This is a genomic window from Pseudomonas sp. NPDC090233, from assembly GCF_044772285.1.
Classification (GTDB): Bacteria; Pseudomonadota; Gammaproteobacteria; order Pseudomonadales; family Pseudomonadaceae; genus Aquipseudomonas.
In genome coordinates, this window is sequence record NZ_JBIVYQ010000001.1 from 31214 (window position 1) to 49535 (window position 18322).

At 62.1% G+C, this 18322-nt stretch carries 14 protein-coding genes; 2 read left to right on the forward strand and 12 right to left on the reverse strand.

Annotated features, from left to right (window positions below; translation table 11 throughout):
• Window positions 1-5: 5 nt before the first annotated feature.
• From nuoH to ACIQUF_RS00205, 9 genes are all read right to left on the reverse strand, one after another.
• Window positions 6-1013, reverse strand: coding sequence for an NADH-quinone oxidoreductase subunit NuoH (gene nuoH, locus ACIQUF_RS00165; RefSeq protein WP_403126614.1), 1008 nt, complete (start codon window positions 1011-1013; stop codon window positions 6-8).
• The gene (gene nuoG / locus ACIQUF_RS00170; RefSeq protein ID WP_403126616.1) at window positions 1010-3724 is read right to left on the reverse strand and encodes an NADH-quinone oxidoreductase subunit NuoG; all 2715 of its coding nucleotides are present in this window, start codon (window positions 3722-3724) and stop codon (window positions 1010-1012) included. Before nuoG ends, nuoH begins: the two co-directional genes overlap by 4 nt.
• A gap of 133 nt (window positions 3725-3857) precedes the next feature.
• Entirely contained in the window at window positions 3858-5222 is a 1365-nt protein-coding gene (gene nuoF, locus ACIQUF_RS00175; protein WP_125464789.1) for an NADH-quinone oxidoreductase subunit NuoF, read from the reverse strand.
• On the reverse strand, window positions 5219-5716 hold the full coding sequence (gene nuoE / locus ACIQUF_RS00180; protein WP_003251433.1) for an NADH-quinone oxidoreductase subunit NuoE: 498 nt from the start codon (window positions 5714-5716) through the stop codon (window positions 5219-5221). Before nuoE ends, nuoF begins: the two co-directional genes overlap by 4 nt.
• 2 nt (window positions 5717-5718) lie before the next feature.
• Entirely contained in the window at window positions 5719-7500 is a 1782-nt protein-coding gene (nuoC, locus tag ACIQUF_RS00185; protein ID WP_403126619.1) for an NADH-quinone oxidoreductase subunit C/D, read from the reverse strand.
• Between the two features lie 79 nt (window positions 7501-7579).
• On the reverse strand, window positions 7580-8257 hold the full coding sequence (locus ACIQUF_RS00190) for an NADH-quinone oxidoreductase subunit B family protein (protein WP_029614113.1): 678 nt from the start codon (window positions 8255-8257) through the stop codon (window positions 7580-7582).
• A gap of 10 nt (window positions 8258-8267) precedes the next feature.
• Complete coding sequence (locus tag ACIQUF_RS00195) at window positions 8268-8681, reverse strand: NADH-quinone oxidoreductase subunit A (protein WP_003251427.1); 414 nt, start codon at window positions 8679-8681, stop codon at window positions 8268-8270.
• A 643-nt stretch (window positions 8682-9324) separates the two neighbouring features.
• Window positions 9325-10650, reverse strand: a complete 1326-nt coding sequence (gene aceA / locus ACIQUF_RS00200; RefSeq protein ID WP_012315229.1) for an isocitrate lyase — start codon at window positions 10648-10650, stop codon at window positions 9325-9327.
• 493 nt (window positions 10651-11143) lie between these two features.
• Window positions 11144-11908 carry a secretin N-terminal domain-containing protein gene (locus ACIQUF_RS00205; protein ID WP_403126624.1) on the reverse strand — a complete coding sequence of 255 codons (765 nt, stop codon included), beginning with the start codon at window positions 11906-11908 and terminating at the stop codon, window positions 11144-11146.
• Between the two features lie 243 nt (window positions 11909-12151).
• On the opposite strand from ACIQUF_RS00205, the gene ACIQUF_RS00210 reads away from it, so the two are divergent.
• The gene (locus tag ACIQUF_RS00210; RefSeq protein ID WP_403126627.1) at window positions 12152-13594 is read left to right on the forward strand and encodes a SulP family inorganic anion transporter; all 1443 of its coding nucleotides are present in this window, start codon (window positions 12152-12154) and stop codon (window positions 13592-13594) included.
• A 112-nt stretch (window positions 13595-13706) separates the two neighbouring features.
• Here the strand turns inward: ACIQUF_RS00210 and fusA are convergent, their stop codons facing one another.
• Both fusA and ACIQUF_RS00220 read right to left on the reverse strand, forming a co-directional pair.
• Entirely contained in the window at window positions 13707-15818 is a 2112-nt protein-coding gene (gene fusA, locus ACIQUF_RS00215; RefSeq protein WP_403126630.1) for an elongation factor G, read from the reverse strand.
• 73 nt (window positions 15819-15891) lie between these two features.
• On the reverse strand, window positions 15892-16317 hold the full coding sequence (locus ACIQUF_RS00220; protein WP_403126635.1) for a hypothetical protein: 426 nt from the start codon (window positions 16315-16317) through the stop codon (window positions 15892-15894).
• 159 nt (window positions 16318-16476) lie between these two features.
• On the opposite strand from ACIQUF_RS00220, the gene ACIQUF_RS00225 reads away from it, so the two are divergent.
• Window positions 16477-16779 carry a hypothetical protein gene (locus ACIQUF_RS00225; RefSeq protein WP_403126640.1) on the forward strand — a complete coding sequence of 101 codons (303 nt, stop codon included), beginning with the start codon at window positions 16477-16479 and terminating at the stop codon, window positions 16777-16779.
• 3 nt (window positions 16780-16782) lie between these two features.
• On the opposite strand, the gene ACIQUF_RS00230 is transcribed toward ACIQUF_RS00225, so the two are convergent.
• A complete protein-coding gene (locus tag ACIQUF_RS00230; protein WP_403126642.1) occupies window positions 16783-18027 on the reverse strand; it encodes an aspartate aminotransferase family protein in 1245 nt (414 codons plus the stop codon).
• Window positions 18028-18322 lie beyond the last annotated feature (295 nt).

Consider the following 18322-nt stretch of genomic DNA (forward strand, 5'->3'; position numbering starts at 1 on the left):
AATCCTCACTGGGCCGCGACGGCTGGCGTGTTGTAAAGCACGATCGCAGCGGTCACCAGCAAATTGATCAGGGTCAGCGGCAGGCAGAACTTCCAGCTGAAGTCCATCACCTGGTCATAGCGTGGGCGCGGGATCGAGGCGCGCAGCAGGATGAACAGCATGATGAAGAAGCCGGTCTTCAGGGCGAACCACAGGAACGGCAGCTGCGGCAGCAGGTCGAACGGACCGTGCCAGCCACCGAAGAACAGAGTTACCAGCAGCGCCGAGATCAGGATGATGCCGATGTACTCACCGACGAAGAACATGCCCCATTTCATGCCGGCATATTCGATGTGGTAGCCGTCGGCCAGTTCCTGTTCCGCTTCCGGCTGGTCGAACGGGTGACGGTGAGTCACGGCGACGCCAGCGATGAAGAAGGTGCAGAAGCCGAAGAACTGCGGAATGATGAACCACAGGTTCTGTGCCTGGTATTCAACGATGTCGCGCATGTTGAACGAACCCACCTGCACCACCACGCCCATCAGCGCCAGGCCCAGGAACACTTCGTACGACACGGTCTGCGCCGAAGCCCGCAAGCTGCCCAGCAGGGCGTACTTGTTGTTCGACGACCAGCCGGCGAACAACACGGCGTAGACCGACAGGCCGGCCATGGCGAAGAAGAACAGCAGGCCGATGTTCAGGTCGGCGACGCCCCAGCCCGGGGTGATCGGGATGATCGAGAAGCCGATCAGCAGGGCACTCATGGCCACGACCGGCGCCAGGGTGAAGATCATCTTGTCGACGAAGGGCGGGTTCCAGTCTTCCTTGAAGAACATCTTCAGCATGTCGGCGGCGATCTGGAACATGCCGAACGGGCCGACACGGTTCGGACCATAGCGGTCCTGCCACCAGCCCAGCAGGCGTCGTTCGACGAAGCTGAGAAGGGCGCCGCAGACCACCACGGCCAGCAGCACCACGACGGCCTTGACGACCTGAATGATCACATCGATCACTTCGGGGGTGAACCAGCTCATTGTGCTGCCTCCTGCAGGCCTTCGACGGATGCACCGAAGATGGCAGGCGGAATGCCGGCCAGGCCTTTCGGCAGCGCGACCAGGCCAGCGCCCAGCTCTTCATTGATACGCAGTGGCAGGCGCAGGGCGACACCGGCGACGTTCAGGCTCAGCAGCGCGCCTTCGTTGACGCCCAGGCGGTCGGCTTCCGACTTGGCCAGGGCCACGTAGGCTGGCTGGATACGCTCTTGTACCGGAGCGGCGCGCGAGGAGCTTTCTTCGCTGCCGAACAGGTGGAAGAAGGGTACCGCAGTCCAAGTGCCACGGGCCGGGTTGAATGCGCCTGGGATGGCGTTGAACCAGTTCAGGCGATCGCCTTGCGATTCGATCAGGCGCACGCCCGGGTCACCGGCACGCAGGTGGCCACCGACCTCGTCCTGGAACTTGTTCCAGGCTTGCGGCGAGTTCCAGCCCGGCGACCAGGCGAACGGCACCTGCTGGCGCGGTTCGGCGGAGCCCGAGTAGCCTTCCATCGAGAAGGCGAACGCGGTGTCCTTGTCCTGTGGGGTACGTGGCTCGTGCACGCTGATGTTGGCGCGCATGGCGGTCCGGCCGGAGTAGCGCAGCGGCTCACGGGCCAGCTTCATGCCCTTGATGCGGAACGCGGCGCTTGGCGCGGCGTTGACGATGCCGGCCAGTTGCGGGGCGGCTTCGGCGCAGGCGCTGGTGACGTGGTCCAGTTGGGTCCAGTCGACCGGCTTGTTGAGCAGGGTGGCACGCAGGGCGTGCATCCAGCGCCAGCCTTCGTGGACCAGGATGCTGCTGTCCAGGTATTGCGGGTCGAACACCTGGAAGAAGCGCTGGGCACGGCCTTCCTGGCTGACCAGGGTACCGTCGCCTTCGGCGAACGAGGCCGCCGGCAGCACCAGGTGGGCGCGTTCGAGGGTAGCGGTGTGGGAATGGTCGGCGACGATCACCACCTTGGCGGCTGCCAGGGCAGCGTCGACCTTGGCGGCCGGCACGCGGGTGTACAGGTCGTTTTCCAGCACCACGATGGCGTCGGCCTTGCCGCTGATGATCGCATCCAGCGCGGCATCGACGGACTCACCGCCCATCATCGCCATGCCGAGGCTGTTGGCCTCAGGCACGACCAGGCTCAGCGAACCGTTCTTCTCGCGCAGCTTCAGGGCTTTGGCGATGTTGGCGGCAGCTTCGATCAGTGCCGGGTCGGCCAGGGAAGTACCGGCAACCACCAGTGGGCGCTTGGCCGCAACCAGGGCGTCGGCGATGCGCTGGGCGAGGGCGATGGCTTCATCGTCCAGGCCTGCTACTGCGGGTGCGCTCGGGTCGATGGCGTGGGCCACGGCGAAACCGATGCGGGCCAGGTCGGCGGGGGCGGCGTGCACGCATTCTTCGGCGACGTCGTCCAGCTTGGTTTCAGCCAAGGACGCGATGAACAGCGGGTACAGCGCATGCTGGCCGATGTTCTTAACCGCTGCGTCCAGCCAAGGCTGCACTTTCATCGCCTCGGCCATGGCTTCGGCCTTGCCTTTGGTGGCCTGGCGCACGGCCAGGGCAACGCGGGCGGCGGTCTGGGTCAGGTCTTCGCCGAGCACGAAGACCGCGTCGTGGTCTTCGATATCGCGCAGGGTCGGCACAGGCAGCGGGCTGTTGTTCAGCACGTTCAGGGCCAGGCGTACGCGGGCCAGTTCGCCAGCTTCCATACCCGAATAGAAGTAGTCGGCGCCGACCAGCTCACGCAGGCCGTAGTTGCTTTCGAGGCTGGCGCGTGGAGAGCCGATGCCGACGATGGTGCGGCCGCGCAGCAGGTCGGCGGCCTTATCCAGGGCGGCGTCCAGGCTCAGCTTGGTGCCATCGGCCAGGCGTGGCTGGCGTGGGCGGTCGGTGCGGTTGACGTAGCCGTAGCCGAAACGGCCACGGTCGCACAGGAAGTACTGGTTGACCGAACCGTTGAAGCGGTTTTCGACCCGGCGCAGCTCGCCGTAGCGCTCGCCCGGGCTGATGTTGCAGCCGCTGGAGCAGCCGTGGCAGATGCTCGGGGCGAACTGCATGTCCCACTTGCGGTTGTAGCGCTCGGAGTGGGTCTTGTCAGTGAACACGCCGGTCGGGCAGACCTCGGTCAGGTTGCCGGAGAACTCGCTCTCCAGCACGCCGTCTTCAACGCGGCCGAAGTACACGTTGTCGTGGGCGCCGTAGACACCCAGGTCGGTGCCACCTGCGTAGTCCTTGTAGTAACGCACGCAGCGGTAACAGGCGATGCAGCGGTTCATCTCGTGGGCGATGAACGGGCCGAGGTCCTGGTTCTGGTGGGTACGCTTGGTGAAACGGTAGCGGCGCTCGTTGTGGCCGGTCATTACCGTCATGTCCTGCAGGTGGCAGTGACCGCCTTCCTCGCACACCGGGCAGTCGTGCGGGTGGTTGGTCATCAGCCACTCGACGACGCTGGCGCGAAACGCCTTGGACTCTTCATCTTCGATGGAGATCCAGGTGCCGTCGGAGGCAGGGGTCATGCAGGACATGACGATACGACCACGGGTGTCGTTCTCGTCGGTGTACTGCTTGACCGCACATTGCCGGCAGGCGCCGACGCTACCGAGCGCCGGGTGCCAGCAGAAATAAGGGATATCGAGGCCGAGCGACAGACACGCCTGTAACAGGTTGTCTGCACCGTTGACTTCGAGCGCTTTGCCGTCTACGTGGATAGTGGCCATTGTTCAAAGTTCTTCGTTGGCCCGCGTGAGCGGGCGTGGCTAATGGAAATCTGTAAGCCTGCAGGCACGCCTCGCTTCATGCGGGCCGGCCTGCGGGCTGGCGGGTGGCACGGACCACTCGCCGTCTATCTTTTTATGCGCCGACTACAATCGGCTTGGCCAGGTTGGGGCGCAGGGTGTCGGCAGCGCTTGCTGGCGCGACACCGGCCTCGAACTCGGACCGGAAGTATTTGATGGCACTGCCCAAGGGCTCGACGGCACCCGGTGCGTGAGCACAGAAGGTGCGGCCTGGGCCGAGGAAGTTGACCAGACCCAGCAGGGTCTCGATGTCTTCGGCGCGGCCCTGGCCGTTCTCCAGCGCGCGCAGCATCTTCACGCTCCACGGCAGGCCGTCACGGCATGGGGTGCACCAGCCGCACGATTCGCGAGCGAAGAACTCTTCCATGTTGCGCAGCAGCGAGACCATGTTGACGCTGTCGTCGACCGCCATGGCCAGGCCCGTACCCATACGGGTGCCGACCTTGGCGATGCCACCGGCGTACATCTGCGCGTCGAGGTGCTCGGGCAGCAGGAAGCCGGTACCGGCGCCGCCTGGCTGCCAGCACTTGAGCTTGAAGCCATCGCGCATGCCACCGGCGTAGTCTTCGAACAGTTCGCGGGCGGTGACGCCGAACGGCAACTCCCACAGGCCTGGGTTCTTCACCTTGCCGGAGAAGCCCATCAGCTTGGTGCCGTGGTCTTCGCTGCCTTCGCGGGCCAGCGATTTGTACCAGTCGTTGCCGTTGGCGACGATGGCCGGCACGTTGCACAGAGTCTCGACGTTGTTCACGCAGGTCGGCTTGCCCCACACGCCCACGGCGGCAGGGAAGGGCGGCTTGGAGCGCGGGTTGGCGCGGCGGCCTTCCAGCGAGTTGATCAGCGCGGTTTCTTCACCGCAGATGTAGCGCCCGGCACCGGTGTGCACGAACAGCTCGAAGTCGAAGCCCGAGCCGAGGATGTTCTTGCCCAAGAGGCCTGCGGCCTTGGCTTCGTCGATGGCGCGGTTGAGGTTCTTCGCTGCGGTGGTGTATTCGCCACGCAGGAAGATGTAGCCACGGTAGGCCTTGAGGGCGCGGGCGCTGATCAGCATGCCCTCGACCAGCAGATGGGGCTGTTGCTCCATCAGCATGCGGTCCTTCCAGGTGTTCGGCTCCATTTCGTCCGCGTTGCACAGCAGGTAGCGGATGTTCATGGATTCGTCTTTGGGCATCAGGCCCCACTTCACGCCAGTGGGGAAGCCTGCGCCGCCGCGGCCCTTGAGGCCGGAATCCTTGACCGACTGCACGATGTCGTCGGCGGACATGTCGGCCAGCGCCTTGCGCGCGGCGGCATAGCCGTTCTTCGACTCGTACTCGGCCAGCCATACAGGCTCGCCGTCGTCACGCAGACGCCAGGTCAGCGGGTGGGTTTCGGCCGAGCGCGCGATGCGGTTGGCCGGGCCGAAGGAAGTAATGGTCATACGTAACCCTCCAGCAGTTTGGAAACGCCAGCTGGCTGCACGTCGCCAAAGGTGTCGTCGTCGATCATCAGCGCCGGGGCCTTGTCGCAGTTGCCCAGGCAGCACACCGGCAGCAGGGTGAAGCGCCCGTCGGCGGTGGTCTGGCCGAGGCCAATGCCCAACTCGCTCTGGATCTGGCTGACCACCGACTCATGGCCGCCGATGTAGCAGACCATGCTGTCGCACACGCGGATGATGTGGCGGCCGACCGGCTGGCGGAAGATCTGGCTGTAGAAGGTGGCCACACCCTCGACGTCGCTGGCCGGGATGCCCAGCACCTCGCCGATCGCGTGAATGGCGCCGTCCGGCACCCAGCCACGTTCCTTCTGAACGATCTTCAGGGCTTCGATGGACGCCGCGCGCGGGTCCTCGTAGTGATGCATCTCGTGCTCGATGGCCGAGCGCTCGGTTTCGCTCAGGGCGAAACGGTCTGTCTGGATAAGCGTGCTGTTCATGCTTAGCGGTCCACGTCAGCCATAACGAAGTCGATACTGCCCAGGTACGCAATGAGGTCGGCGACCATGCTGCCTTTGATCACCGAAGGGATCTGCTGCAGGTGCGGGTAGCTCGGGGTACGGATCCGGGTGCGGTAGCTCATGGTGCCGCCATCGCTCGTCAGGTAGTAACTGTTGATGCCCTTGGTCGCTTCGATCATCTGGAACGACTCGTTGGCCGGCATGACCGGGCCCCACGAGACTTGCAGGAAGTGCGTGATCAAGGTTTCGATGTGCTGCAGGGTGCGCTCTTTCGGTGGCGGCGTGGTCAGCGGGTGGTCCGCCTTGTACGGGCCTTCCGGCATGTTGCGCAGGCACTGGTCGATGATGCGGATACTCTGGCGCATCTCCTCGACGCGGACCATGCAGCGATCGTAGGCATCGCCGTTGTGGGCCAGCGGTACTTCGAACTCGAAGTTCTCGTAGCCGGAGTAGGGGCGCGCTTTACGCAGGTCGAAGTCGCAACCGGTGGAGCGCAGGCCGGCACCGGTGGTGCCCCATTCCAGCGCTTCCTTGGTGTTGTACGCGGCAACGCCGATGGTACGGCCCTTGAGGATGCTGTTCTGCAGGGCGGCCTTGGTGTACTCGTCGAGGCGCTTGGGCAGCCAGTCGACGAAGTCCTTGACCAGCTTGTCCCAGCCGCGCGGCAGGTCGTGTGCGACGCCACCAATGCGGTACCAGGCCGGGTGCAGGCGGAAACCGGTGATCGCTTCGATCACGGTGTAGGCGCGCTGGCGGTCGGTGAAGGTGAAGAACACCGGGGTCATGGCGCCGACGTCCTGGATGTAGGTACCCAGGAACAGCAGGTGGCTGGTGATGCGGAAGAATTCGGCGAGCATGATGCGAATCACGTCGACCTTCTGCGGTACCTGGATGCCCGCCAGCTTCTCGACCGCCAATACGTACGGCAGGTTGTTCATCACCCCGCCGAGGTAGTCGATACGGTCGGTGTAAGGGATGAAACTGTGCCAGGACTGGCGCTCGGCCATTTTCTCGGCACCACGGTGGTGGTAGCCGATGTCCGGGACGCAGTCGACGATCTCTTCACCGTCCAGCTGCAGGACGATACGGAATGCACCGTGGGCGGACGGGTGGTTGGGGCCGAGGTTGAGGAACATGTAGTCCTCGTTGGCGCCCTGACGCTTCATGCCCCAGGCTTCCGGGTTGAAGCGTGCCGATTCCTCTTCAAGCTGCTGCTTGGCCAGGGTCAGGCTGTAGGGGTCGAACTCGGTGGCACGGGCTGGGTAGTCCTTACGCAGCGGGTGACCTTCCCAGGTCGGCGGCATCATGATGCGGCTCAGGTGCGGGTGGCCGGCAAAGTCGATGCCAAACATGTCCCAGACTTCGCGCTCGTACCAGTTGGCGTTTGGCCAGATGCCGGTCACGGTCGGCAGGTTCAGGTCGCCTTCGCTGAGCGACACCTTGATCATCACGTCGCTGTTACGCTCGATCGACATCAGGTGGTAGAACACGCTGAAGTCGGCAGCCGGCAGGCCACGACGCTGGGTGCGCAGGCGCTCGTCGACGCCGTGCAGGTCGTACAGCATGCTGTATGGCTTGGCCACGCCGCGCAGGAAGCTGAGCACCTCTTTGAGCTGGGCGCGCTTGACCCACAGCACGGGCATGCCGGTGCGGGTTTCCTGGGCGACGAATGCGTCGGCGCCAAAACGGTTGTTCAGTTCAACGACCACATCCTGGTCGTCAGCCTTGTAGGGCGGAATATAAATAGCGTTGTCCGCTGTCATGGTCTCGGTCGCTTTGGGTCAACGTTAAGAATGAAGCCAGGCCGCCGGCTCTTCAGGGAGCGGGCGGCAGGTCGCTGGATCAGACTTCGTCGGGGCTGCGCAGGTTGGTCACGGCAATGCGCTGCTCACGACGCAGGTCTTTCTGGGCTGGCATCTCGGCACGGTAAATACCTTGATCACCAACAACCCAGGAAAGCGGGCGTCGTTCTTGGCCGATCGACTCCTGCAGCAGCATCAAGCCTTGCAGGAAAGCCTCAGGGCGTGGCGGGCAGCCAGGCACATAGACGTCCACGGGGAGGAACTTGTCGACCCCCTGAACGACCGAGTAGATGTCGTACATGCCGCCGGAGTTGGCGCACGAACCCATGGAGATGACCCACTTCGGTTCGAGCATCTGCTCGTACAGACGCTGGATGATCGGCGCCATTTTCACGAAGCAGGTACCGGCGATGACCATGAAGTCGGCCTGGCGCGGCGAGGCCCGGATGACTTCGGCGCCGAAGCGGGCGATGTCGTGGGGCGCCGTGAAGGCCGTGGTCATTTCCACGTAGCAGCAGGACAGGCCGAAGTTGTACGGCCAGAGGGAGTTCTTGCGACCCCAGTTGACCGCGCCACGCAGCACATCTTCGAGTTTCCCCATGTAGATGTTCTTGTGGACCTGGTCTTCCAGCAGCTGGTCGGTGACGGTTTCCCGATCACCTACCGGGTACTGCTCGTTGGGCGCATCCGGGTCGATTCTGGTGAGATTGTATTGCATTGCCAAAGCCTCATTGTTTCAGCTTCGCTTGCCGCTTGCGGCGACCTTCGGGAGCCCAATCAAGAGCACCGACGCGCCATAGGTAGACAAGACCTGCCAACAGAATTGCTATGAAAACGAGAGCTTCGACGAATCCGGTCCAGCCGCTTTCGCGGACGGACACAGACCATGCAAAGAGAAAGAGAGCTTCGATATCGAAGATCACGAACAGCATCGCGACCAGATAGAATTTGGCGGACAGGCGCAAGCGGGCGCTACCGACGGGCAGCATGCCGGATTCGAAGGGTTCGTTCTTGGCGCGGCCCCAGGCCTTGCTACCGAGCAGGCTGGACAGGCCGAGCATGAAGGCACACAGGCCGACGACACCCAGGAGGAAGATGGCAAAGCCCCAGTTGTGGGCGATGAGTCCTGCCGAATCGGACATGCTAAAGATCCTTATACAGAGACCCAGCTCTGCAGTCTGAAATAAGTAAAGCGGCGACGTGGTGTCGCAGGTGCAGTGACCAAATGTCGCAGCTGAGTCAATCGCGCTGATTTTATGGGTAAACCCGGTGCAAGTAAAATTTCCGTTGCAAATTTATTCGTAGCATTTAGAACAAAACCTGCTCGTAACTGGCTGAAAGCCTTGAGATTCGGGCATTGCGACTGGTTTTGTTAATTATGTTTCTTGCGAGTGGTAACGAATTACAAGTTGCGTAATGATAATTAATATCATTTGACCTGATGCCTTGTAATTGGGCTGTTCTGAGGCTTGTAAAGTTCATCTGGCTAATGGCCCCACTTGCAAATGCGAAAGACTCGTGTTCTATCAGATTTTTGAGGTTGGGGTACCGCTCTGGGTCAATGGTTTGGCGGTTGGGTTGAAGCATAGACGGGATATGGGGGGTTGGCTGGGAGGGGGTGGATTGAGGTGAGCCTCAGAGGTGATCGTCATGATATTTTCAGCGCTCTGGAGATCGAGCGCCGCCCGCGCGGCGCTCGGTCTCATGGGCGCTGAAGCTTTTGTGACAGGCACAAAAAAGCCCGGGGCTCTCGCAAGCCCCGGGCCTCATTCACCACCTACCCAATCAGTGGAACTGCTCTTCCTCGGTCGACCCAGTCAGCGCGGTCACCGACGAAGCCCCACCCTGAATCACAGTGGTCATGTCATCGAAGTACCCAGTGCCCACTTCCTGCTGGTGCGCTACGAAGGTGTAACCCTTGCTCGCATCAGCGAATTCCTGCTCCTGCAGCTTCACATAGGCGGTCATGTCGTTGCGGGCGTAGTCGTGCGCCAGGTTGAACATGCCGTGCCACATGTTGTGGATGCCGGCCAGGGTGATGAACTGGTGCTTGTAGCCCATTGCCGACAGCTCGCGCTGGAATTTGGCGATGGTCGCGTCATCCAGGTTCTTCTTCCAGTTGAAGGAAGGCGAGCAGTTGTACGACAGCAGTTGGTCCGGGTATTCCTTCTTGATCGCTTCGGCGAAGCGGCGGGCTTCGTCCAGGTCCGGCTTGGCGGTTTCGCACCAGATCAGGTCGGCGTACGGTGCGTAGGCCAGGCCGCGGGCGATGGCCTGGTCGAGGCCAGCGCGCACTTTGTAGAAGCCTTCACGGGTACGCTCACCGATCACGAACGGCTGATCGTACGGGTCGCAGTCGCTGGTCAGCAGGTCGGCGGCGTTGGCGTCGGTACGGGCCAGAATGATGGTTGGTACGCCCGAAACGTCGGCAGCCAGGCGCGCTGCCACCAGCTTCTGTACGGCTTCCTGAGTCGGTACCAACACCTTGCCGCCCATGTGGCCGCATTTTTTCACCGAGGCCAGCTGATCTTCGAAGTGCACGCCGGCGGCGCCTGCTTCGATCATGTTCTTCATCAGTTCGTAGGCGTTCAGGACGCCGCCGAAGCCGGCTTCAGCGTCAGCCACGATCGGCGCGAAGTAGTCGATGTAGCCTTCATCGCCTGGGTTCTTGCCCGCTTTCCATTGAATCTGGTCGGCGCGGCGGAACGAGTTATTGATGCGCTTGACCACGGTCGGTACCGAGTCGACCGGGTACAGCGACTGGTCTGGGTACATGGACTCGGCCGAGTTGTTGTCGGCGGCCACCTGCCAGCCAGACAGGTAGATGGCCTGGATGCCGGCCTTTACCTGCTGCACTGCCTGGCCACCGGTCAGGGCGCCCATGCAGTTGACGAAATCTTTTTCAGGGCGGAAGGACGGGTGTGCACCTTCGGTGACCAGCTTCCACAGTTTTTCTGCGCCCAGGCGGGCAAGGGTGTGCTCTGGCTGCAGGGAGCCACGCAGGCGAACGACATCGGCGGCGGTGTAGGTACGGGTCACGCCTTTCCAGCGCGGGTTTTCGGCCCAGTCTTTCTCGAGGGCTGCAATTTGCTGTTCGCGTGTCAGTGCCATGGAAATAAACCTCGTCGCATCGATCTTGGGGTAATTGTGCTGATGCTCACGAAGCGAATCAGGGGGCCTGGCGGCTGTCCTGTCCGAGGGAGTGCGGCGGCGAACGCGAAGGCTCGAAGGGGAAGGAGGTGCAGGGCAGGCGAGGCGGTGCTCCGGCAGGTTGGCTCGTGGATGCCTTGCTGCAGTGCTACGCGATTGCCATTGCTGCGGTGATGCGCTTCCGTCCCTCGGGACAACTTCTTCGTTGCAGTCGCAATCCCATCGAACCGCCTTGTGGGCCGTATAGACACGAGGTGCCTCCAAGGGTGGTAGGAGTGCGCCTCGAAGGCCCTTGCCAGGGCCCCTGATTAGCGGGAGCGAGGCCATCATGCCCTTGCCAAAAACGGCCTGTCAAATGTTTTGTAGTGCTTTTTTCTGCTTACTACATCTTTGGTCTAATGCGACTTGGCGGTCATATTCAAGGCCTTTGGTCGAGGCCTTGAATTGCCAGGGATCAGTCGAGAAGGTCGACTTTGACACGTAAAGTCATGTTTTCACCCCGTTGGGTGCTGTATGTGCGACTTGACGGGCTGCGCTCGGCCTGACTTTGTTGATTGAAACCTGCCAGGGTGATCCACTCACCGAGCCTGCCGGTGACAGTCGTGTCGGTACTTTGCACTTTTACTACATCAGCACGTTCCTGGCTCATTCGGTCATTATTCGTGCTTATTTGCAGACGAACCGTTTCGCCGCTCAGGCTTGGGGTGACGTAGAAGCCTTGGGTCACATTGCGGTACTCGGTGTCGCTTTGGATGCGCCCGTAGCCGTCGGTGCTGGTACTGGTAATCGGGATGCTCTGGCCGACCTGGATCAGTGCCGGCTGGCCTTCACTGGCCTGAACCTGCTGCAGGCCGCCGTCACGGTTGCTGGTGCCGTAATGGATGATGTGCGCGTTGCCGCGGTTGTCCTGATAGTTGCTGTCGTTGTTGTCGACGCTGATCAACAGGCGCTTGGGTGCGGTGTCCAGTTGTTGAAGCAGTGCGCGAAGGTCGTCGATGCGTTCGGGAGGGGCGTTGACGATCAGCTTGTTCTCGAAAGCATTAACGCTGCCGTCCTTGCCGATGAAGGACTGTGCGGCGGGCAGCAGTTCGGCGCTGCTGCGGTACTGCAAGGGCAACACTTCGGTGGCAGCTTGGGCAGTCAGGCTCGCGGCCAGCAGCAGCGAGGCGAAAAGGGGGCGTAGCGGCATGTCCATGATCTCCGCAGGTGAAATTGCCATGATGACAAACTTGTCCAGATTGTGCTGGACCCGCATCAACGGCTGCCATTAACCCAAGCATTATCTGGCTAGCTACAAATTATAGTCAGCGAGATAATTAGGGATATTTTCATGTCCGCTCCGTTGTGCCGTGCACTCAAGATCGTGTTCAGGGCAGGATCGCAAACGCGTGGGCGGTGGCCGCTGTCAGACAAATTCCGTAACATCGCGCTCCACGATTTTTGCCGTCCCTGTAGGATTTCGATGAAACCCGCCCGAATTCGCGCCGATCTGCTCGCCGGCCTGACCACTTCCTTCGCCCTGGTGCCTGAGTGCATCGCGTTTGCCCTGGTGGCCCACCTCAATCCGTTGATGGGCCTGTACGGCGCTTTCATCATCTGTACCCTGACCGCGCTGTTCGGTGGCCGCCCGGGCATGATCTCCGGTGCTGCCGGCTCGATGGCGGTGGTGATCGTCGCCCTGGTGGTGCAGCACGGCGCGCAATATCTATTGGCGACGGTGCTGCTCGGCGGTGTGGTGATGATCCTGTTCGGCCTGCTGCGCCTTGGCAAATTGGTGCGGCTGGTGCCGTACCCGGTGATGCTTGGCTTCGTCAACGGCCTGGCGATCGTCATTGCGTTGGCACAACTGGAGCACTTCAAGCAGGGCGAGCACTGGCTCAGCGGCATCCCGCTGTACCTGATGATCGGCTTGGTGGCGCTGACCATGCTGGTGGTCTACGTGTTGCCGAAGCTGACCCGTGCGGTGCCGCCAGCGCTGGTGGCGATTCTCGGTGTCGGCCTGCTGGTTTATCTCCTCGATCTGCCGACCCGTACCCTTGGCGACATGGCGCACATCGCCGGTGGCCTGCCGACGCTGGCCTGGCCCGATGTACCCTGGAACCTGGAAACCCTGAAAATCATCGCCCCCTATGCGCTGCTGATGGCCATGGTCGGGCTGCTGGAAACCCTGCTGACCCTCAATCTCACCGACGAAATCACCGAAAGCCGCGGCTATCCGGACCGCGAATGCGTGGCCTTGGGCGCTGCCAACATGGTCTCGGGCCTGTGTGGCGGCATGGGCGGTTGCGCGATGATCGGCCAGACCGTGATCAACCTGAGCTCCAACGGCCGGGGGCGGCTCTCTGGCGTGGTGGCGGGGGTGATGATCCTGCTGTTCGTGCTGTTCCTGTCGCCGCTGATCGAGCGTATTCCGCTGGCGGCGCTGGTCGGGGTGATGTTCGTGGTTGCCCAGCAGACCTTCGCCTGGGCGTCCCTGCGGGTGCTGAACAAAGTGCCGGTGAGCGATGTGCTGGCGATCATCGCGGTAACCGTGGTCACGGTGTTTACCGACCTGGCCACGGCGGTGCTGTTCGGCATCGTCATCGCGGCGGTGAACTTTGCCTGGCAGCATGCGCGAGAGCTGTATGCCGATAGCCATGAGGACGGGGAGGGTGTGAAGCATTACCAGGTGCATGGCACGTTGTTCTTTGCTTCGGTCACGCCGTTTCTCAACCAGTTCGACCCAGCCAATGATCCGGCCAAGGTTACGCTGGATTGCCAGCATGTGAGCTTTGTCGATTATTCGGCGATTGCGGCGCTGACGACTTTGCGTGAGCGGTATGCCAAGGCGGGCAAGCATTTGCGCGTGGTGCATTTGTCGGAGCGGTGCAAGAAGCTGTTGAAGCGGGCGGGTGAGCAGCACTGAAATGAGGTGCTGAATGTGCCGGCCTCTTCGCGGCTAAAGCCGCTCCTACAGGGATCGCATAACCCTTGTAGGAGCGGCTTTAGCCGCGATGAGGCCGGGACAGGCGAAAGATTCACTCCCCGCGATTCTTCTTCACAATGCCATCGGCAATGCTCGCCGGCGCCTCGGCATAGCGGGTGAACTCCATGGTGTAGCTGGCCCGCCCCTGGGTCATCGAGCGCATCGAGGTGGCATAGCCGAACATCTCACCCAGCGGCACTTCAGCGCGGATTACCTTGCCGGCGGGCGTTTCGTCGCCATCCTGAATCATCCCGCGGCGCCGGCTCAGGTCGCCCATGATGTCGCCCTGGTACTCCTCGGGCGTGACCACCTCGACCTTCATCACCGGTTCCAGCAACACCGCGCCGCCTTTCTGCGACAACTGCTTGGTGGCCATCGAGGCGGCAATCTTGTAGGCCATTTCGTTGGAGTCGACGTCGTGGTACGAACCGTCGAACACGGCCGCCTTCAGGTTGATCAGCGGATAGCCGGCGAGCACGCCGTTCTTCATCTGTTCCTCAATGCCCTTCTGAATCGCCGGGATGTACTCGCGCGGCACCACGCCACCGACGATTTCGTTGATGAATTCCAAGCCTTCCTTGCCCTCATCGCCGGGCGCAAAGCGGATCCAGCAGTGGCCGTATTGGCCCCGCCCGCCGGACTGGCGAACAAAGCGGCCCTCGATCTCGCAGGTGTTGCGGATCTTCTCGCGGTAGGCCACTTGTGGCTTGCCGATATTGGCCTCGACATTAAATTCGCGGCGCATGCGGTCGACGATGATGTCCAGGTGCAGCTCGCCCATGCCGGAGATGATGGTCTGGGCGGTTTCCTCGTCGGTTCGCACGCGGAACGAGGGATCTTCCTGGGCCAGCTTGCTGAGTGCGATGCCCATTTTCTCCTGGTCGGCCTTGGTCTTCGGCTCAACGGCCACGGAAATCACCGGGTCGGGGAAGTCCATGCGCTCCAGGATGATCGGTTTGTCGATATCGCACAGGGTGTCGCCGGTGGTCACATCCTTCATGCCGATCAGTGCAGCGATGTCGCCGGCACACACGTCTTTGATCTCGGCGCGCTGGTTGGCGTGCATCTGCACCATGCGGCCGATGCGTTCCTTCTTGCCCTTGACCGAGTTGAGCACGGCATTGCCGGAGCTGAGCACGCCGGAGTAAACGCGGGCAAAGGTCAGGGTGCCGACGAACGGGTCAGTGGCGATCTTGAAGGCCAGGGCCGAGAACGGTTCCTTGTCGTCGGCGTGGCGCTCCAGGTGCTTTTCTTCATCGTCCGGGTCGGTGCCTTTGATTGCCGGGATTTCCGACGGCGCGGGCAGGTAGTCGATGACCGCATCGAGCATCAGGGGCACGCCCTTGTTCTTGAACGATGAGCCAAGGATGGTCGGCACGATCTCGTTGGCGATGGTGCGCTGGCGCAGGGCTGCCTTGATTTCGTCGATGCTCAGTTCCTCGCCGTCGAGAAACTTCATGGTCAGTTCATCATTGGCCTCGGCGGCGGCCTCGATCATGTGCGCGCGCCATTCGTCGGCCAGCGCCTTGAGCTCGGCGGGGATCTCTTCCTCGCGGTAGCTGGTGCCGTTGTCGGCATCGTTCCAGTAGATGGCCTTCATCTTCACCAGGTCGATCTGGCCGATGAAGTTTTCTTCGCTGCCGATGGCTAGCTGGATCGGTACCGGGTGGTGCCCCAGGCGCTTGTCGATCTGCTTGACCACGCGCAGGAAGTCGGCGCCCTGGCGGTCCATCTTGTTGATGTAGGCCAGGCGCGGTACATGGTACTTGTTGGCCTGGCGCCACACCGTTTCGGACTGCGGCTCGACGCCATCGGCACCGCTGAATACCACCACCGCGCCATCGAGCACGCGCAATGAGCGCTCCACCTCAATGGTGAAGTCGACGTGGCCGGGGGTGTCGATGATATTGAAGCGGTACTTGTCGGCGAACTGCTTGGTCGAGCCTTGCCAGAACGCCGTGGTCGCCGCCGAAGTGATGGTGATGCCGCGTTCCTGCTCCTGGGCCATCCAGTCCATGGTCGCGGCGCCATCGTGCACCTCGCCCATCTTGTGGTTGACCCCGGTGTAGAACAGGATGCGCTCGGTGGTCGTGGTCTTGCCGGCGTCCACGTGGGCGACGATACCGATATTGCGGTACAGCTCGATGGGTGTTGTGCGGGCCATGACGGACTACCTGTGGCTGTGCGGATTCTCCCACGGTAGCAGAGCGGGGGAATCCTGCTTTACCACCGGGCCGTCAGTCGGCCAGGGCTTGCAGCAACCATTGGCCATCGACTTCGCGGGCCAGGCCGCTGGCCGGCAGCAGGGCCAGCAGGCGCTCGTGCAGGGCAGCGTCGGTGAACGTCTTGAGAGTAGTCAGGTCCAGCGCGCCGATCAGGTTGAGGTCGGCCTTGGTGTACGACAGCCAGGCCTTTTTCAGCACCTGCGCCACATCGCTACCGGAAGTGCTGGCAAAGCGGCGGTGCCATTGGCGCCCTTCGAAAGTGAAGCTGTGCGCGTGGCTGTAGGTACTTTCGTCGCCGCCTTCGCTGCAGCGGTGGCAGCGGCATGGACCTTCGCCGAAGGCATTGCGCAAGTAGCTGTTGAAGTCCACGACGGGCTTGAGGGTCAGGCGTTTGTCGACCTCGAACAGGTCGGCGATCAGGGGTTCTTCGGCGCTCACTCGGTGTCCTCGTGTGGTGTGGCGTGCATCGGCGGGCACCCTAACAGATCGGGGCGGGGGAGGCCATGTGGATTCGGTCAGGCCGCTAGAGACATCCGCGCCTTGCTCCCGTACTCTTACGCGCCCGCAAGCCCGCATTTTATACCGAGGAAACTCCGCTTGAGCACCAAGTACCCGTACACCGCTACTGTGACCGTCAGCGCCGAAGACCGTGGCGGCGATACCGAAGCCTCGGAAAACCCCAACATGCGCGTCGGCCTCGAAGCGGTGACTGAAACCCTGAAGAAGGTGCATTTCGTCGGTACGCTCGCGGCGCCAGAAAAAACTGCCACGCACATCTGCGTGACCCTGGAGAACGGCCTGACCTACTACGGGCCGATCGTCAACGGCCACGCCGAACTCGAAGGCGGCTGGATTGCTTTCGAGTCCGACATGCTCACCCCTGAAGAGCTGGGCCTTTAAGCCTCAGTTCAACTCCGCCAGGCACTGTGCGAGGATATCCAATCCTTCCTCGAGCACCTCGGCTTCGATGGTCAGCGGTGCCAGCAGGCGAATGATGTGCCGCGATTTGCCGCTGGGCATCAGCAACAGGCCTTTGGCTCGCGCCGCGTCCATCACCTTGGCCAGTTGCGCCGGTGCTGGATTGCCATCGGCATTGACGAACTCGATGCCGCGCATCGCGCCCACCCCGGTCAGGCGCCCGATGAATGGGTACTGGCCTTGCCAGCGTTGAACGCGGCTGACGATTGCCTGCTCCTGGCGTTCGCCCCACGTGGCGAGGTGCTCGTCGGTCATCTGCGCCAGGCTCGACAGCGCTGCGGCACAGGCGATCGGGTTGCCGGAATACGTGCCCCCCAGGCCGCCCTTGGGTAGCGCCGCCATCAGTTCCTTGCGTCCGACAACGGCGCCGAGCGGCATGCCGCCCGCAATGCTTTTCCCCAGCAGCAGCAGGTCCGGCTCGATCCCCAGGCGCGTGAAGGCGAAGCGTTGGCCGGTACGGCCGAAGCCGGACTGGATTTCGTCGATGATGATCAAGATCCCGCGCTCGTCGCAGAAGCGGCGCAGGGCCTGGGCGAATGCCGGGTCGAGGGCGAGGAAGCCGCCTTCGCCCTGCACCGGCTCGAAGATGAACGCCGCCACGTCTTCCACTGCCAGCTCGACGCTGAACAGGCGGTCCATGGCTTTTAACGCCTCCTCGCAGCTGACGCCGGTGTCGGCACTGGGGTAGGGCAGGTGGTACACCGGCCCCGGCAGATCACCGACCCGTTGCTTGTAGGGGGCGACCTTGCCGTTGAGGTTCAGGGTCGCCAGGGTACGGCCGTGGAAGCCGCCATCGAAGGCGATGATGGCGCGTTTGCCAGTGGCGGCGCGGGCGACTTTCAGGGCGTTTTCCGCCGCTTCCGCGCCGCTGTTGGTGAGCATGCCGGCCAGCGCATAGCTGACCGGGACGAATGCGCTCAGGCGCTCCATCAACTCCAGGTATGGCCCATGCGGTGCGGCGTTGAAGGCGTAGTGGGTCAGGCGTGTGGCCTGGGCCTGAATGGCCTCGACCACGGCGGGGTTGCAGTGGCCCAAATTGAGTACACCGATACCGCCGACGAAGTCGATGTAACGTTTGCCCTCGGTATCCCAGACTTCGGCATTGCGGCCATGGGAAAGCGTGATCGGATGAACGATGGCAATGGATTGGCTGACACTTTCCAGATTCATGGGCATGCGGACCTTGTTCGATTTTGTGTTTATCGAAGCTCGCCCCAGGGTTATGCGCAAACGAATTATTCGATTGCTGTAATTCCATAAATTCTCGATCTTCAGGGCGCCAAAATCAGCGATGTGTTGACGGTGGTGCAATCCCCACGCTGATTCCTCTGAGTTCATTCCATATCGGAATCATGTACTTCGAAAAGGTCGTTTGTTGGCCTCGCCCTATAGATCAATACTGACCCGGATCAACGATCACAACCGGTACTGCGAAGAGGAGGCAAATGCACCGCCGGCAACGTCA

What these genes read in the sequence shown, in the direction of transcription:
- nuoH (WP_403126614.1), bottom strand. Translation starts at nt 1,013, where the DNA reads ATGAGCTGGTTCACCCCCGAAGTGATCGATGTGATCATTCAGGTCGTC.
- nuoG (WP_403126616.1), bottom strand. Translation starts at nt 3,724, where the DNA reads ATGGCCACTATCCACGTAGACGGCAAAGCGCTCGAAGTCAACGGTGCA.
- nuoF (WP_125464789.1), bottom strand. Translation starts at nt 5,222, where the DNA reads ATGACCATTACTTCCTTCGGCCCGGCCAACCGCATCGCGCGCTCGGCC.
- nuoE (WP_003251433.1), bottom strand. Translation starts at nt 5,716, where the DNA reads ATGAACAGCACGCTTATCCAGACAGACCGTTTCGCCCTGAGCGAAACC.
- nuoC (WP_403126619.1), bottom strand. Translation starts at nt 7,500, where the DNA reads ATGACAGCGGACAACGCTATTTATATTCCGCCCTACAAGGCTGACGAC.
- ACIQUF_RS00190 (WP_029614113.1), bottom strand. Translation starts at nt 8,257, where the DNA reads ATGCAATACAATCTCACCAGAATCGACCCGGATGCGCCCAACGAGCAG.
- ACIQUF_RS00195 (WP_003251427.1), bottom strand. Translation starts at nt 8,681, where the DNA reads ATGTCCGATTCGGCAGGACTCATCGCCCACAACTGGGGCTTTGCCATC.
- aceA (WP_012315229.1), bottom strand. Translation starts at nt 10,650, where the DNA reads ATGGCACTGACACGCGAACAGCAAATTGCAGCCCTCGAGAAAGACTGG.
- ACIQUF_RS00205 (WP_403126624.1), bottom strand. Translation starts at nt 11,908, where the DNA reads ATGGCAATTTCACCTGCGGAGATCATGGACATGCCGCTACGCCCCCTT.
- ACIQUF_RS00210 (WP_403126627.1), top strand. Translation starts at nt 12,152, where the DNA reads ATGAAACCCGCCCGAATTCGCGCCGATCTGCTCGCCGGCCTGACCACT.
- fusA (WP_403126630.1), bottom strand. Translation starts at nt 15,818, where the DNA reads ATGGCCCGCACAACACCCATCGAGCTGTACCGCAATATCGGTATCGTC.
- ACIQUF_RS00230 (WP_403126642.1), bottom strand. Translation starts at nt 18,027, where the DNA reads ATGAATCTGGAAAGTGTCAGCCAATCCATTGCCATCGTTCATCCGATC.